This window comes from Pseudomonas sp. YeP6b (genome assembly GCF_025642995.1).
Taxonomy (GTDB): Bacteria; Pseudomonadota; Gammaproteobacteria; order Pseudomonadales; family Pseudomonadaceae; genus Aquipseudomonas.
The window spans coordinates 552,798-568,716 of record NZ_CP080090.1 but is presented as its reverse complement, the minus strand read 5'-3'; the positions used below and the strand labels follow the sequence as shown (position 1 = coordinate 568,716).

General features: G+C 60.9%; 11 protein-coding genes. 7 read left to right on the top strand and 4 right to left on the bottom strand.

Going from position 1 to position 15,919, the window contains the following annotated elements; genetic code table 11:
- The first annotated feature begins 2 nt into the window (after positions 1-2).
- The 7 genes from KZH41_RS02505 to KZH41_RS02475 all read left to right on the top strand — a co-directional run bounded on the left by KZH41_RS02505 (position 3) and on the right by KZH41_RS02475 (position 8,184).
- Positions 3-1,196 (top strand): SfnB family sulfur acquisition oxidoreductase, encoded by a 1,194-nt coding sequence (locus tag KZH41_RS02505; protein ID WP_242153897.1) that lies wholly within the window; start codon positions 3-5, stop codon positions 1,194-1,196.
- Positions 1,197-2,549 carry an LLM class flavin-dependent oxidoreductase gene (locus KZH41_RS02500; protein WP_094950859.1) on the top strand — a complete coding sequence of 451 codons (1,353 nt, stop codon included), beginning with the start codon at positions 1,197-1,199 and terminating at the stop codon, positions 2,547-2,549.
- Positions 2,550-2,693: 144 nt separating this feature from the next.
- Positions 2,694-3,509, top strand: a complete 816-nt coding sequence (locus tag KZH41_RS02495) for a MetQ/NlpA family ABC transporter substrate-binding protein (RefSeq protein WP_094950858.1) — start codon at positions 2,694-2,696, stop codon at positions 3,507-3,509.
- Positions 3,506-4,621 carry a methionine ABC transporter ATP-binding protein gene (locus tag KZH41_RS02490; RefSeq protein ID WP_094950857.1) on the top strand — a complete coding sequence of 372 codons (1,116 nt, stop codon included), beginning with the start codon at positions 3,506-3,508 and terminating at the stop codon, positions 4,619-4,621. The genes KZH41_RS02495 and KZH41_RS02490 overlap by 4 nt, the downstream gene beginning before the upstream one ends.
- Entirely contained in the window at positions 4,611-5,255 is a 645-nt protein-coding gene (locus tag KZH41_RS02485) for a methionine ABC transporter permease (protein WP_094950856.1), read from the top strand. Before KZH41_RS02490 ends, KZH41_RS02485 begins: the two co-directional genes overlap by 11 nt.
- A 163-nt stretch (positions 5,256-5,418) precedes the next feature.
- Entirely contained in the window at positions 5,419-7,437 is a 2,019-nt protein-coding gene (locus KZH41_RS02480; protein ID WP_263274322.1) for a hypothetical protein, read from the top strand.
- A gap of 120 nt (positions 7,438-7,557) precedes the next feature.
- The gene (locus tag KZH41_RS02475) at positions 7,558-8,184 is read left to right on the top strand and encodes a class I SAM-dependent methyltransferase (protein WP_094953580.1); all 627 of its coding nucleotides are present in this window, start codon (positions 7,558-7,560) and stop codon (positions 8,182-8,184) included.
- Between the two features lie 105 nt (positions 8,185-8,289).
- On the opposite strand, the gene KZH41_RS02470 is transcribed toward KZH41_RS02475, so the two are convergent.
- The 4 genes from KZH41_RS02470 to KZH41_RS02455 all read right to left on the bottom strand — a co-directional run bounded on the left by KZH41_RS02470 (position 8,290) and on the right by KZH41_RS02455 (position 15,822).
- Positions 8,290-10,485 carry a glycoside hydrolase gene (locus KZH41_RS02470; protein WP_263274321.1) on the bottom strand — a complete coding sequence of 732 codons (2,196 nt, stop codon included), beginning with the start codon at positions 10,483-10,485 and terminating at the stop codon, positions 8,290-8,292.
- A 116-nt stretch (positions 10,486-10,601) separates the two neighbouring features.
- Positions 10,602-13,655 (bottom strand): efflux RND transporter permease subunit, encoded by a 3,054-nt coding sequence (locus KZH41_RS02465; protein ID WP_094953578.1) that lies wholly within the window; start codon positions 13,653-13,655, stop codon positions 10,602-10,604.
- Positions 13,652-14,722, bottom strand: coding sequence for an efflux RND transporter periplasmic adaptor subunit (locus tag KZH41_RS02460; protein ID WP_242153887.1), 1,071 nt, complete (start codon positions 14,720-14,722; stop codon positions 13,652-13,654). Before KZH41_RS02460 ends, KZH41_RS02465 begins: the two co-directional genes overlap by 4 nt.
- Positions 14,719-15,822: an efflux RND transporter periplasmic adaptor subunit gene (locus tag KZH41_RS02455; RefSeq protein ID WP_242153885.1), complete on the bottom strand. Its 1,104-nt coding sequence runs from the start codon at positions 15,820-15,822 to the stop codon at positions 14,719-14,721. The genes KZH41_RS02460 and KZH41_RS02455 overlap by 4 nt, the downstream gene beginning before the upstream one ends.
- Positions 15,823-15,919: the final 97 nt, after the last annotated feature.

The window sequence follows — 15,919 nt, the reverse complement described above, 5'->3', positions numbered from 1 at the left end:
TTATGACTTTTTCCCCTAACGTCGCGGTCATCACCAGCGACGAACAAGCCCTCATTGTCGCCAGCGACCTGGCCGAAGATTTCCGTCGCGACAGCGCCCAGCGCGACCGCGAACGTCGCCTGCCGCTGCCCGAGCTGGACGTGTTTTCGCGCTCTGGCCTGTGGGGCATCAGCGTACCGAAGGAGCACGGCGGTGCCGGTGTGTCCAACGTCACCCTGGCCAAGGTTATTGCGTTGATTGCCCAAGCGGATGCGTCGCTGGGCCAGATCCCGCAAAACCACTTCTACGCCCTGGAAGTGCTGCGCGTGAATGGCAGCCCGGCGCAGCAAAAACGCCTGTATGCCGAAGTGCTTGCCGGCCAACGTTTCGGCAATGCCTTGGCGGAGCTGGGCACCAAAACCGCTCACGACCGCGTGACCAAAATCACCCGCGACGGTGACGGTTTTCGCATCACCGGCCGCAAGTTCTACTCCACCGGCGCCATCTACGCCCAACGCATCCCCACCTCGGTGGTGGATGAACACGGCGTGCAGCAACTGGCGTTTGTGCCCCGTGACAGCGAAGGCCTGAGCGTAATCGACGACTGGAGCGGCTTCGGCCAGCGCACCACCGGCAGCGGCTCGGTGGTGTTCGACAACGTGTGGGTCGCAGCGCAAGACGTGATCCCGTTCCAGAGCGCCTTCGAGCGCCCGACCACCGTCGGCCCGCTGGCGCAGATCCTTCACGCCGCCATCGACACCGGCATCGCCCGCGCCGCCTTCGAGGACGCGCTGCACTTTGTGCGCACCAAGACCCGCCCGTGGATCGATTCCGGCAACGACAAGGCCACCGAAGACCCGTTGACGCTCAAAAGCTTCGGCCACCTGAGCATCCGCCTTCACGCGGCGCAAGCGTTGCTGGAACGCTCGGGCGAATTCCTCGACCGCGCCCAGGCCGACAGCACGGCCGAGACCGTTGCCGCCGCGTCCATTGCCGTCGCCGAAGCGCGCGCACTGAGCACCGAGATCTCGCTGGCCGCCGGCAGCACCTTGTTCGAACTCGCCGGCAGCCAGGCGACCTTGGCCGAACACGGCCTCGATCGCCACTGGCGCAACGCCCGCGTGCATACCCTGCACGACCCGGTGCGCTGGAAGTACCACGCGGTGGGCAATTACTACCTCAATGATGAAAACCCGCCACTGCGGGGGACCCTCTAAATGGCGAAGAAAAAAATCCTGCTCAATGCCTTCAACATGAACTGCATCGGGCACATCAACCACGGCCTGTGGACGCATCCACGGGACACCTCGACGCAGTACAAAACCGTCGAGTACTGGACTGACCTGGCGCAAACCCTCGAACGCGGGCTATTCGATGGTTTGTTTATCGCCGACATCGTCGGCGTGTACGACGTTTACCAGAACTCCATCGACGTGCCGCTCAAAGAATCGATCCAACTGCCGGTCAATGACCCACTGCTGCTGGTCTCGGCCATGGCCGCCGTCACCAAAAATCTTGGCTTCGGCCTCACCGCCAACCTCACCTACGAGCCGCCGTATCTGTTCGCCCGGCGGATGTCCACCCTCGACCACCTGAGCCGTGGCCGGGTCGGCTGGAACATCGTCACCGGCTACCTCGACAGTGCCGCCAAGGCCATGGGCCTGACCGAACAGGTTGAGCATGACCGGCGCTACGACCAGGCCGATGAATACCTCCAGGTGCTGTACAAACTCTGGGAAGGCAGCTGGGAAGACGACGCGGTCATCAACGATCCGCAACAACGGGTCTATGCGCAGCCGGGCAAGGTGCACAAGGTCGAACACCACGGCGAGTTCTATCAGGTCGAGGGTTATCACCTCTGCGAGCCGTCGCCGCAACGCACGCCGGTGCTGTTCCAGGCCGGCAGTTCAGAGCGGGGCTTGCTGTTCGCCGGCCAGCATGCCGAGTGCGTGTTCATCAGCGGCCAGAACAAGGCCGCGACCAAGGCCCAAGTGGACAAGGTGCGCGCCAGCGCGGTCGAGGCCGGGCGTAACCCGGAGGACATCAAGGTGTTCATGGGCCTCAACGTGATCGTGGGTGCCACCGAAGCGCTGGCCTGGGCCAAGCACGCCGAGTACCTGAGCTATGCCAGCCCGGAGGCCGGTGTGGCGCATTTCTCGGCATCGACGGCGATTGATTTTGCCCAATACGAGATCGATGAACCGATCCAGTACGTGAAGAGCAACGCGATCCAGTCGGCCACCAAGAACCTGCAGAACAACGACTGGACCCGGCGCAAATTGCTCGAACAGCACGCCCTCGGCGGGCGCTATATCACCTTGGTCGGCTCGCCCGAACAGGTCGCCGATGAGCTGGAATCGTGGGTCAGTGAAACCGGGCTGGATGGCTTCAACCTCACGCGCATTGTGACGCCGGAAAGCTATGTGGACTTTATCGACCTGGTGGTGCCGGAGTTGCAGCGTCGGGGGTCGTACAAGACCGCTTACGAGCAGGGAACGCTGCGCGAAAAAGTGTTCCAAGGCTCCGCTCGCTTACCCGAACAACACACCGGTTCTACCTACCGTCACTAATCAAAAAATGTGGGAGCGGGCTTGCTTGCGATAGCAGTAGATCAGCTAAAAATTTGTGCCTGACAGACCGCTATCGCAGGCAAGCCAGCTCCCACAGTAGACCGCATTGTTCTTAACTAACCCCCTTATGACTGGAAAACCATTATGAAAAAGACACTGCTCACCCACCCAGTCAAAGCACTGGCCCTGGCCCTCGGTTTATTCAGCTCGGCAGTGTTTGCCGCCGATGCACCGTTAAAAGTCGGCACCACCCCCGCCTTCGCGATTCCTCTGGAAGCCGCCGTCGCCGAGGCCGGCAAGCAGGGCCTGAAGGTCGAGCTGGTGGAATTCACCGACTGGATCGCGCCCAACGTCAGCCTGGCCGCCGGCGATATCGACGTGAACTACTTCCAGCACATCCCGTTCCTGGAAAACGCCAAGGCCGCCGCCGGTTTTGACTTGGTGCCGTACGCGCCGGGCATCATCAACAACGTCGGGCTGTATTCGAAGAAGTACAAAAGCTTCAATGACCTGCCCCAAGGCGCCAGCGTGGCAATCGCCAACGACCCGATCAACAGCGGCCGCGGCCTGCAACTGCTGGCCAAGGCCGGGCTGATCACCCTCACGCCGGGCGTGGGCTACAAGGCCACCGAAGAAGACATCGTCGCCAACCCGAAAAAGATCAAGATCCTGCAGGTGGAAGCCGTACAACTGGTACGCGCCTATGACGACGCTGACCTGGTGCAGGGCTACCCGGCGTATATCCGCCTGTCCAAGACCTTCGATGCCGAGTCGGCGCTGCTGTTCGACGGCCTCGACCACCCGGAATACGTGATTCAATTTGTAATCCAGCCTAAAAGCAAAACCGACCCGCGCGTGATCAAGTTCGTCGACATCTACCAGCACTCGCCAGTAGTGCGTGCCGCGTTGGATAAATCCCTCGGCAAGCTCTACCAAGTGGGCTGGGAAGATAAAAAATGACCGCCGCCAACACTCAACTGCGCGACCTGGGTTTACCGCCCAGGGACGCCGAGCAGACCGAACTGCACCCGGATTTGAACCGCGCCCATGTGCGCTTTATCAACCTGGGCAAAACCTATGACGGCACTGTGCATGCACTGCAAGGCATCGACCTTGCTATCCAGCGCGGCGAAGTGTTCGGCATCATTGGCCGCAGCGGCGCCGGTAAGTCCTCGCTGATCCGCACCATCAACCGCCTGGAACAGCCCAGCAGCGGGCGGGTGTTGATCGATCAGGTGGACATCGGCGAATTCGACGAAGACCGCCTGGTGGCGCTGCGTCGGCGCATCGGCATGATCTTCCAGCACTTCAACTTGATGTCGGCCAAAACGGTTTGGCAGAACGTCGAGCTGCCGCTGAAAGTCGCCGGCGTGCCCAAGCCGCAGCGCGAGCAAAAAGTGCGCGAGCTGCTGGAACTGGTGGGCTTGCAGGACAAGCACAAGGCCTATCCGGCGCAGCTCTCCGGCGGCCAGAAACAGCGCGTGGGCATCGCCCGTTCGCTGGTGCATGACCCGCAGATCCTGCTATGCGACGAAGCCACCTCGGCCCTCGACCCGGAGACCACTCAGTCGATCCTCGGCCTGCTGCGCGAGATCAACCAGCGCCTGGGCCTGACCATCGTGTTGATCACCCATGAAATGGCGGTGATTCGCGAAATCTGCGACCGCGTGGTGGTGCTCGAACACGGCAGAATCGTTGAGCAGGGCCCGGTGTGGCAAGTGTTCGGCAACCCGCAACACGAGGTCAGCAAAACGTTGCTGGCGCCGCTGCAACACGGGCTGCCGGAAGAACTGCAAAGCCGTCTGCAACGCACCCAAACCTCGGCCGACGCGGCGTTGGTGCTGCGCCTGCAGTTCACCGGCAGCGCCGCCGATGAGCCCGACCTGGCTGCGTTGTTCAACGCCCTCGGCGGGCGCGTGCGCTTGCTGCAAGGCGGCGTAGAACGGATCCAGGGGCATGCCCTGGGGCAATTGCTGTTGGCGGTGAGTGGCTCACCGCACAACGCCGAAGAACTGCGCACCCTTGCCGGGCGTTGGGCGCAACAGGTGGAGGTGCTGGGCTATGTGGTTTGATCGTTTATTGCAGGGCGCCATCGACACCTTGTTGATGGTCGGTGTGTCGTCGTTGATCGCGTTGTTGGTGGGGATTCCGTTGGCGGTGTTTTTGGTCACCAGTGACAAAGGCGGCATCTATCAGGCACCCGCGCTGAACCGCGTGCTGGGCGCATTCGTCAACCTGTTCCGCTCTATTCCGTTTTTGATCCTGATGGTGGCGCTGATCCCGTTTACCCGACTGATCGTCGGCACGACCTATGGTGTGTGGGCGGCTGTAGTACCGCTGACCATCGCCGCCACGCCGTTCTTCGCGCGCATTGGCGAAGTGAGCCTGCGTGAGGTCGACCACGGCTTGATCGAAGCCGCGCAAGCCATGGGCTGCCGCCGCTGGCACATCATCTGGCATGTGCTGTTACCGGAGGCGCTGCCGGGCATCGTCGGCGGGTTCACGATTACGTTGGTGACAATGATCAACTCATCGGCCATGGCCGGTGCGATTGGCGCGGGCGGCTTGGGTGATATTGCCTACCGTTATGGCTACCAGCGATTTGATACGCAGATCATGCTGACGGTGATCGTGCTGCTGGTGATTCTGGTGGCGGTGATTCAGTTGGGCGGGGATCGGTTGGCGCGAGTGCTTAACAAACGCTGAGTGCCGTTCAAATCGCCGCATACATGCATCGCCCCCACCAGGGCGATGCGCCACTCGTCGGCACTGTCAATTCTGACAGTAGATTCGGTTAATACCCCAAGCGCTTCATTCACCTTGCCCATCGCGCGGTTCCCGCGCGCCCTGAACCAGCAAGGTAATGATGATGACGACTCCAACCGGCTCAACCGTTGACATATCCCTGGATCCACCCACCGCGACCTTCGGCATCCAGCTTGATAAAACCGACCCGCCAGATAAGCTCGATTACCCTGAAAAAGCTAAATGGGCCTTGGGGCTACGCGCCAGCGACCCTTATGCCGAGTTCTCCTCCGAGGCTTGGTTCGCTGACACCATCGGTGACGAATTCTACCTGTACGGTAATGGCAAAGAGTTGAGCAAGGGCAGCATTACCACCAAGGCACCGCGGTACTTCTTGAACGTCCTCCTGAACAACCTCCTCCCGACCAGCCTGCAGGAGGGCTTAGTCGATGTTTACTGGGAAGTGGTGCGCAAGGCTAGCGGTCAGAGAAGTCGTTCGACTACCGAGAAGTATCTGGTCAAGAAAACCCGCCCTGCCGGCATAGACCGTAGGCCGGACATCTTCGGGCACGATGGATTGCGCGTGGTGGCTGAAGGTTTTTCGGCAGACGCGGATATTGATGCAAGCACAGCAGCAAACGGAATGTGGGCCCTGGTTGATAAGTATCAGAACGCCCGTGAGAACGACGAAATTTTCGTCTATTTGGACGGTATCGCCACCAAACGCCGTTTGAGCGCCGCAGAGGCCGCCGGGGCGGGGCCGTATCGAGTGTTTATTCCGTCGGCGGTTTTCCAGAGGATCAGTCAATCGGGCACCGTAGCGCTCATTTGCACCGTGATAGATGTGGCCGGAAACATCCCGGAGGGGAACGATAAGTTTTCGCTGCCCTACTTATTGAGCAGCAACCTGGACCCCTCGCTGTTTGATCCACCGTTGTTTTATGTCAATGGCCTTGAGTCAACGCTGTTGGACCTGGGCACCCAAAGTAATCTCCCACTCAGCGTGCTGGCGACAGTGCGACGCTCGATAGCAATCGCCAGCCCACCCAACCAGATCGTTGTGACGCTGACCCTGACCAAGGCTGACGGTACACAAACGAGCAAGCGCTTGGCGCCGTTTTCCCACACGCAAAGGGCCGGCAATCAAACGCCGGTGCCCAATGAATATTTCAAAGAGGAAGGGTTTGTTCGCATGTCGTTCGAGCTGTTCACCCCAACAGGGGTATTGCTTGGGCGCTCGGGCAGCAGCACGGTGCGGGTGCTGGGCACACCGGTATTGACGTATCCGGCGCCGGCCTTCGACAACATGTCAGGGCCTCAGACGATCACGCTACAGAACTATCTCAATGGCGCCGCTGTGGCGGTGACGTACCGGAGCATGTCCCCTGCCGATGTAATCCGCCTCATCTGGAGCATTCCAAATGGCAACGTCGTCAACATTGCGCCACAGACCGGGACAACCGGTGGAACAGTGCTATTCCCCATCAGTGCGCAAATCATCAACCAGAGCGCGGGCCAACTTAGCAAGTTAAGTTACCAAGTGACGGTGGGGGGCAAAACAACGACGTCAGATGTTCAAGAAGTGACGATAGTAGGCCAACTTAAGATTGCGCAAGAGCCCATGACTCTGAGTGGGCTGTCTATCAAAGTACCGTGGTGGGCAAAATCAACAGGATTGGAGTCAATCGGTAATTCGGGTAGTCGCGTCGCTACGGGTGGTTTGGGGACACTCACCTATACTTCCCGCAAGCCCAGCGTTGCATCAGTGAACGCCCAAGGGTTGGTAATCGGCAATGGCTGGGGTTCTACGACAATTGATGTGAGAGATCAGTATGGCACCATGGTCTCGTACCCCGTTAACGTCAGTAATGTATACCGCTTAGTGCCAAGCGAGGCGGGGACCGATTTCAATGTGGCACTCGGATTCATTAATTCCGGTCACAGGCAACTAGGCTGGGATGGCGTCGCTGATTTGCAGCGTGTCTATGGCCCCAGACTGCCGGTGAATCAACATTATTGGTTTGGGCCTACCACAGACCCCTCCACCGCTGTTTTTTACCATTGGCAAAACGGCGGTATTGCTTCAGGCGGTCGTACTAACCACGTGTTCGGCGCTTGGACGTTGGTGCAATTAATCGGATAGTGGGCTGAGTACGCCATCAAAATACAACGGAGCGGAGGAGTACAACACTTATCCGCTCCGTTTTTTTTGAGCCCTGCCATGGCGTATAGTCAGCGTCTCTTCAGACCTCGAAGCCCCTCCATGAAACTCGCCCCCGACGACCTGAACCAGATTACCTCCGCGACCCTGGGCCACTACAACAATGTGGCCGAGGACTTCCGTGACGGCACCCGCGATCACGATGTGAGCCAGAACATCGACGCCCTGCTGCGACACATCCAAGGCACGGCGCCGTTTACCGTGCTGGATTTCGGCTGCGGGCCGGGGCGGGATTTGCAGACGTTTACACGCATGGGCCATATCGCCGTAGGGCTCGATGGCTCTGAACGGTTTGCGCAAATGGCGCGCGAGGACAGCGGCTGTGAGGTGTTGCAGCAGGACTTTCTCAAGTTGGAGCTGCCGGCTGAACGCTTCGACGGGGTGTTTGCCAATGCGGTGTTGTTTCATATTCCCAAGCAGGAATTGCCGCGCATTCTCAAGCAACTGCACAGTGCGTTGAAGCCTGGCGGTGTGTTGTTCAGTTCCAACCCACGCGGTGAAAACCAGGAAGGCTGGAATGGACCGCGGTATGGGTCTTATCACGACCTGCAAGCGTGGCGGGCACTGCTGACAGCGGCCGGGTTTGTGGAGTTGGAGCATTACTATCGGCCGGCCGGGCTGCCTCGGGAGCAGCAGCCTTGGTTGGCGAGTGTGTGGCGCAAACCATAGACTTTCGTCGCCCGGCCTGACGTCTTCGCGAGCAAGCCCGCTCCCACAGGGGAATGCGTTCCAAATGTGGGGGCGGGCTTGCTCGCGAAGGCCTCACCGGCACCGCTAATGCACCTGATACACCACAGGTTTTTCGCCCACCACCATTGCCGTCACACTGCGCCCGGCATAGCCCTGTTTTTCTTCAGCCGAGAAATTCGCCACCAACCGCGTGCCATCGGCAAACGTGGTCTCCTGCACCTGCTTGTCTGCCGTCAGCCAGCGAAACCCCGTCATCGCCTGAGTCGCCAAGCGTTCATGCAGCGGCCTGAAAAACTGATCCTGGCGCTGCATCAACGGTATCCGCTGCTTAAGCGTCGCGGCACTGAGGTGATACAGCGGCGGCACGTTGTACAGCAGTTGGGTCAACTCATTCTCAGCCTGCACATTGCCGAGCTTGAGGCTATCGAACAGCCAATGGTGAGTGGTAATCACCGAGCCGTGGAACACCGCCTGATACAGCGGTAGACGCATCGTCGGCTCGAAATACACTGTGCGGAACGGCTCATTCAACGGCACCGTTTTGAAGAACACCGTGGGTTGCTCAGGCGGGTACCAGTTGCCGACGTAATAGGGCGACTGCTTGTCCTTGGTCATCTCCCGATCCCCCCAACCAATCACCGGCGTCTGCATGCCGTGGGCGAACAGAATGCCCTGGGCGGTGATGGCGTTGCCGTCTTCGGAACCGGCGGGCAGCTTGAGCGCCGTATTCAGCCAGCGGGACGCGTCGATATTGCCTTCGGCGTTTTGCGCCTGGGTCATTTCGGCACCGTCACGGTAGCTGTCAAAGAGCATGCTGGTGGCGTAGACATCGAGGAACCAGGCGTTGAAACCGGCCTTGGCTTGCACTGCCTGCACCCGCGCTTCCAGCAGTGGCCGTACGCAACGCGGGTCGGTGTAATGACCGGATTGCTGGAAGCCGGTCTTGAGCTTGCCGTCTTTCAACACGATAGCGCAGTCGCGATAGGCCTTGCTGCCCAGGTGGGCGGTGGTCCAATCCGGGTTTTCGGTGGTGGATAACGCGGTTTCATAGGAGTCGTACGGCGCCATCAGGTAACCCGCCTTAACGCCCGACTGAATCGCTTCGGGGTGCCAGAGGCCGCCTTCCCAGCCTTCGCCCAAAGTCAGCAAAAGGCGCTTCAGCCCAGCATCTTGCAGCGCTTTGACGGTCTTGGCCGACAGCGTGCTACCCCAGGTCTCGGGGCTGTCGCTCAAGGCGCCGGCAAACGCTGTGGCCAGTTCACGGCGAAGCACACCATAACCGTCGGCAAGCGTGAGCATGTCCGGCTCGTCGGTGGCCTGCCAGGTTTGCCGGGCCTTTTTATTGATCGCCGCGTTGAGGCCACGCAGCAGCACGGTCTTTTGATAGCCATCCAACGTGCCGGTTTGAGTCAGCACCTGCGTGGCCTCTTTGTCCAGCAAGCCCTTGAGTTCGTGGCCGCGCAGCAATTTCACCAGCAGCGGCCAGTCGCGCACATCCTCCGGCCCTAACAGGTCATTGCCCCACAGGTAGACATGGCTGGCACCCAGCAGCTTTTCAGCCTCGGGAGTCTGGCGCAGCTTGTCCGCCAGCGGTTCATAACGCCCCTGCGCCACCAGCCACTCGCGATAGCGCTTGGCCCCGGCCAACGGGTCGGCATCGCCCAGGTGCAGGCGCAGGGTCATCGGTGCGGTGGGCTCAAGACGGGTGAACTCATGCGCCACTGAAAGCGCCAGCCCGCCACCGTCTGCTTGCCATTGCAGATGGTTGTTATAGGGATTGGTGAGCAACCAGTTAAGCGTGAAGCGCCCATGATCCACGCCCCATAACGGCAGGCTGAGGTCCTGCGTGGAATTGACCTCGCCCTGTTCCAGCAAAAACGCCTTCCATACAGGGTTATCAGCGGGAACGTAATGCCCTTCGGCCAAGGGCCAGATCAAGCCTTTGCCCATGGCCTCGGCGGGTTGGCGCAAAAGGGCTAACTCACCCGGCTCGCGTGCACTGATGGTCAGGGCAAGGTCGCGCTGCTCAAGGCGAGCGGTCAGGTGATAGCTGCCGTTGTCCCATTGCCAAGTGGCCTGTTCGGCATTGGCCTGCATCTCGGCGACGGCGTGCGCGGCCACACCGCTGGAGGCTTGCACCGAGGTTTCGCCTGAGGGCGTAACGCGCAGCGCTAACGTGGCGGGGTCGAGTTCGACGCGCCACTGCGCATTTTCCAGCACGGTGGCGGCAAAGAGTTGAGGAGACAGCAACAGGCTAAAAACCAGGACTAAACGGCGCATGACGCAGGCCTTCCAAACAAGATCAGGCCCGGAGGGTAAAACAGTTAACGCCAGGCGCGCTGTAGGGAAAGTGTTTCCAAGAGTCTTCCTACATCCTTGCAGGAAGGCACGGATGGTCAGGCCTGTTGTTTTTTCGGCTCGCGAATCTTGTACCACGCCACGTAAAGCGCGGGCAAAAACAGCAGCGTCAGCAAGGTGGCGATGATGATCCCGCCAATCATCGCGTAGGCCATCGGCCCCCAGAACACTTCACGCGCAATCGGGATCATGCCGAGGCTGGCCGCCGCTGCGGTCAGTAGGATCGGCCGACGCCGGTGCTCGGTGGCTTCCACCACCGCATCCCACGGCGTATAGCCGTCGCGCTCATATGCATCGATCTGCGTCACCAGAATCACCGAGTTACGGATGATGATGCCGATCAGCGCCAAGATGCCGAGGATCGCCACAAAACCCATGGGCGTGCCCGTGGGGATCAGCGCCAGCACCACGCCGATCAGCCCAAGCGGCGCGACACTCGCCACCAGGAACATCTTCTGCACGCTGTGCAGCTGGATCATCAGGAAGGTGGCCATCAAGAACAGCATCAGCGGCACCACTTTGGCGATAGGGCCTTGGGCCTTGCCACTTTCTTCGACGGTGCCGCCAGTGGCGACGGTGTAGCCCACCGGCAGGCCGGCGCTGAACTTATCGATCTCGGGCTTGAGTTGTTTGACCAGGTCGGTCGGCTGCATCTCATCGCGCACCGAAGCCTTGATGGTGATGGTCGGCTTGCGATCACGGCGCCATACCAGCGGCTGCTCCAGCTCATACCGCACGGTGGCGAAAGCCAGCAACGGAATCGAGGTGCCGTTGGGCGTGACGATCTGCAGGTTCTGCAAGGTTTCCGGGGTGCCGCGTTCGGCGTCTTCGGCGCGCCCCACCACGTTGATCAGGTAAATATCGTCGTGCACCTGGGTCACCGAGGCACCGCTGACCACACTGTTCATCAGTTGCGCCACGTCTTCCGACGACAGCCCCAATTGCCGCGCCTTGTCTTGGGCGATGTCGACCCGCAGCACTTTGCCCGGCTCGTTCCAGTCGTAGATGATCTCGCCCAGGTGAGTATTTTTATCCAGCAAGGTCGCCAGTTCAATGGCGTGTTTGCGCACCTGATCGGTGTCTTTACCGGACACGCGGTACTGGATCGGCCGCCCTACCGGCGGGCCCATTTCCAGTGGCTGCACATAACTGCCGATGCCGACAAAGTCATCACGCAGGCGTTTTTGCAGGCGCGCAATCAACGCGCCGCGCTCTTCCAGGCCTTTGCTGACGATCACCAGCTGCGCGTAGTAGGGGTTTTCCAATTGCTGGTCGAGGGGCAGATAGAAACGAATCGCGCCCTGGCCGATGTAGGTGCTCCAACGCGCAATGTCCGGGTCGTCCTTGATGATCGCTTCGAGGCGGTCGACAGCCTTGCGGGTCTCGTTGATCGAGGCGTTTTGCGGCAGGTTCAGGTCAACGAGAATTTCCGGGCGGTCCGACGAGGGGAAAAACTGGTTCTGCACAAACTGCATGGAAAACACCGAGGCCACAAACAGCCCCACGGTGATACCGATGGCCCACCAGCGGTGGCGCATGGCCCAAAGCATGCCGCCATTGAAGGCACGGCCGATACGCCCCGGTTCGGCATTATGCGGTTTCACGTTGGCACTGAGGATATGCACGCCAATCACCGGCGCAAACAGCACCGCCACCACCCACGACACCAGCATGGCCACGGCAATCACCGCAAACAGGGTGAAGGTGTACTCGCCCGCCGAACTGGCATTGAGGCCGATGGGCACGAAACCGGCCACGGTCACCAGCGTACCGGTGAGCATCGGGAACGCCGTGGAGGTGTAGGCGTAGGTCGCCGCCTGCTCCTTGGTTTCGCCTTTTTCCAGGCGCGTGATCATCATTTCCACGGTGATCATCGCGTCGTCCACCAACAGGCCAAGCGCAATGATCAAGGCACCCAGCGATACCCGCTGCATGGTGATGCCGCTGTATTCCATGAACACGAACACCAGCGCCAAAACCAACGGAATCGAGCACGCCACCACCAGCCCGGCACGCATGCCGAGGCTGATAAAACTCACCACCAGCACGATGATCACCGCTTCAAACAGCGCGCTGGTGAAGCCGCCGACGGCCTCTTCCACCACTTCCGCCTGATCGGAGACTTTGTGCACGCCGACGCCCACCGGCAGGTCGGCGGTCAGTTCGTCCATGCGCGTGTGCAGGGCCTTGCCGAAGGACTGGATATTGCCGCCCTTCTGCATCGCAATGGCCAAGCCGATCGCCGGCTGGCCGTTAAAGCGGAACATCGGCCGCGCCGGGTCAACATAGCCACGGCTGATCTCGGCGATATCCGCCAAACGGTAGAAACGATCATTGAGCCGCAGGTTAACGTCCGCCAAGTCCTTCTCCGAGGCGAACTGGCCCGAGGTGCGCACGGAAATTCGCTCCGGCCCCGCCTCGATCACCCCGGCGGGGGTGACCGCGTTTTGCGATTGCAGGCTTTGCACAACCTGGCGCTGATCAATCCCCAATGCCGCCAGTTTGCGCGTGGAGAAGTTCAGGTAAATCACTTCGTCCTGCTGGCCGATCATCTCGACCTTGCCCAGCCCCGGCACCGCACGGATCTCGGCGCGCACCTGCTCCACATAGTCACGCAGCTGGCGCATAGAAAGGCCGTCGCCGGTAAAGGCGTACACCGAGCCGAACACGTCACCGAACTCATCGTTGAACGACGGCCCCTGCAAACCCTGGGGGAAAGTGCCGCGAATATCGTCGATCTTCTTGCGAACCTGGTACCAGATCTCCGGAATGGCCTTAGCGCTGGTGGTGTCCTTGAGGAACACAAACACCGTGGACTCACCCGGCCGCGTGTAGCTTTTCACGTAGTCGAGGGAGTCGAGTTCTTCGAGTTTTTTCTCGATGCGGTCGGTGACTTGCTTGAGGGTTTCTTCCTGGGTCGCGCCCGGCCAGCGGGTCTGGATCACCATGGTTTTGATGGTGAACGAAGGGTCTTCTTCGCGCCCGAGGTTCATGTAGGAAAACACGCCCATCAGCAGCGCGACGAACATCAGGTACCAGACGAAGGACTGATGCTTGAGGGCCCAGTCAGATAAGTTGAAGCTCCCTTTCATCGCGGGCTGTCCTCGTCGATTTTGACTTTTTGCCCGGGTTTCAGGCTGTTCACGCCGGCAGTGACGATGCGTTCGCCGGGGTTGACGCCACCGTTGAGCAAGGCACTGTCGGCGTCGCGGCTGACCACCGTGACGTCGCGCGGCTGCACGGTCTGGCTTTGGGTGTCGAGCAGCCAGATGCGGGTCTTACCGTCGACTTCCTGCAAGGCGCTCAGCGGCAGTTCGATACGCGGCGCGATGGCAGAACTCAAGGTCACGCTGATGGCGGTGCCAAGGCGAAAGGCCGGCGGTGTCTCGGCCAGGGTCAGGCGTGCGCGGCGGGTGCGCGTGGCGCTTTGCGCCTGGGGTTCGATCTCACGCACGATGGCGGTGGTGTGCACGTTCGGGTCGAGTTGCCCGGCGACCAGAAACACCACATCGGTGGGCAGGCGCTCGGCGAGGCCCGCCGGCAGGTCGATCACCGCTTCCTTGATATCCGGACGCGCCAGGGTCACCACTTGCTGGCCGGCGCTGACCACCTGGCCCGCCTCGGCATTCCAGGCGGTGACGATGCCGGCGTGGTCGGTGCGCAGTTGGGCGTAGTTGAGCTGGTCCTTGGCCTGGTTGACCGAAGCCTTGGCCTGATCGAGGGTGGCCTGGGTGGTTTTCAGGTCGGTCTGGGCCACATCCAACTGCGCCTGGGCGCCGACGCCACGGTTGAATAATTCCTGCTGACGGCGGGCGTTAGCTTGGGCATTGATGAACTGCGCCTGCACACGGGCGAGGTCGCCTTGGGCGGCGCGCAATTGGTTCTGCTGGTCGGTGGGGTCGAGCACGGCGAGCACGGCGCCCTTCTCCACTTCGGCGCCCACATCGACCGTGCGGCGGGCGATACGGCCGGGCACGCGAAAGCCCAGGTTGCTTTCGTAGCGGGCCTGGATAGTCCCAGCGAAGCGGCCAAGGTTTTCCTGGTCTTCGGCCTTCACTTGCATCGACAACACCGGGCGCACAGGTTCAGGCGCAGGTTCTTCCTTGGAGCAGGCCACCAGCAACAGGCTGGCGGCGAGTACAGCCGTCAGGTGTTTCATGGCTGCACTCCTTGGGCCTGGGCGTTGTCAGGCGGCTGGGCGATCTCGACAAGCATGCCGGGGTGCAGCAATTGCCCACCGGCCACCACGACCTTTTCGCCGCCTTTGAGGCCGTCGCCAATGATCACGTTGCCGGTGAGGTAACGCGCCACGCTGACCTTGTGCAGTTGCGCCTTGCCGTCACCGTCGATCAGCCACACAGCGGGTTCGTTAAGGTCTTTGGTCAAGGCCGACCACGGCAGCTCGATGCTGGCCTTGGCCGGGCCATTCGCGGTGGCACTGACCACAGAACCTAAGTGCATGCCTTTGGGCAGGGATTGCAGGGCGATTTTGACTTGCACGGTGCCGGTATTGGCCGCCACCGCCGGCGTGACTTCACGGACCTTACCCACGGCCTTGATGCTCGGGTTATCCAACAGGCTGACGGTGATCGGCGCATCTGCCGGCGGCTCTACCAGCAGCGACTCATAGACATCGAACACCGCATCACGCTCGCCATCGGTCGCCAGGCTGAAAATCGGCACGGTGGCCTGCACCACTTGGCCGACTTCAGCCTGTCGCGCCGTAATCACCCCGGGGGCATCGGCGATCAGCGAGGTGTAGCCCAGTTGTTCGCGGGCATTGGCCAACTGCGCTTGCGCGGCGGCCAGGGCGCTTTGGCTGCTGCGCAGCGCGGCTTGAGCGGCGTCGTATTCGCTGCGGCTGGTGTAGCCCTTGGGCAGCAGTTTTTCCTGACGCACAAAGGCGGCGGCGGTTTGCTTGACGCGCGCCTGTTCGGCCACGACCTGGGCCTGGGCGGAATCGACATTGGTCTGCAAATCCTTGGGGTCGAGCTTGGCCAGCACTTGCTTGGCGGTCACGCGGTCGCCCACGTCGACCATGCGTTGGATGATCTTGCCGCCCACGCGAAAGGACAAATCGGTTTGCACACGTGCCTGGATATCGCCGGTCAGCGTGACCGCCGCAGCAAAATCCGCCGGCTGCACCGTCTGCACAAACACCCGCGAATGGGCCTTGGGTTCGGCCTTTTCCTGGCCGCAGCCGCTCAACAGCGCCAACAAGCCAAGGCTGAGTACAACTATCGAAATGCGACCGCCCATGCAGGCTCCTTTGCGTGACGCGATGTGCCAGTGTGTATGCGACTGTGAGCTTAGATCAGGGTTCCTTATCTGCATGGAGGCTCCCATACTCCAATGG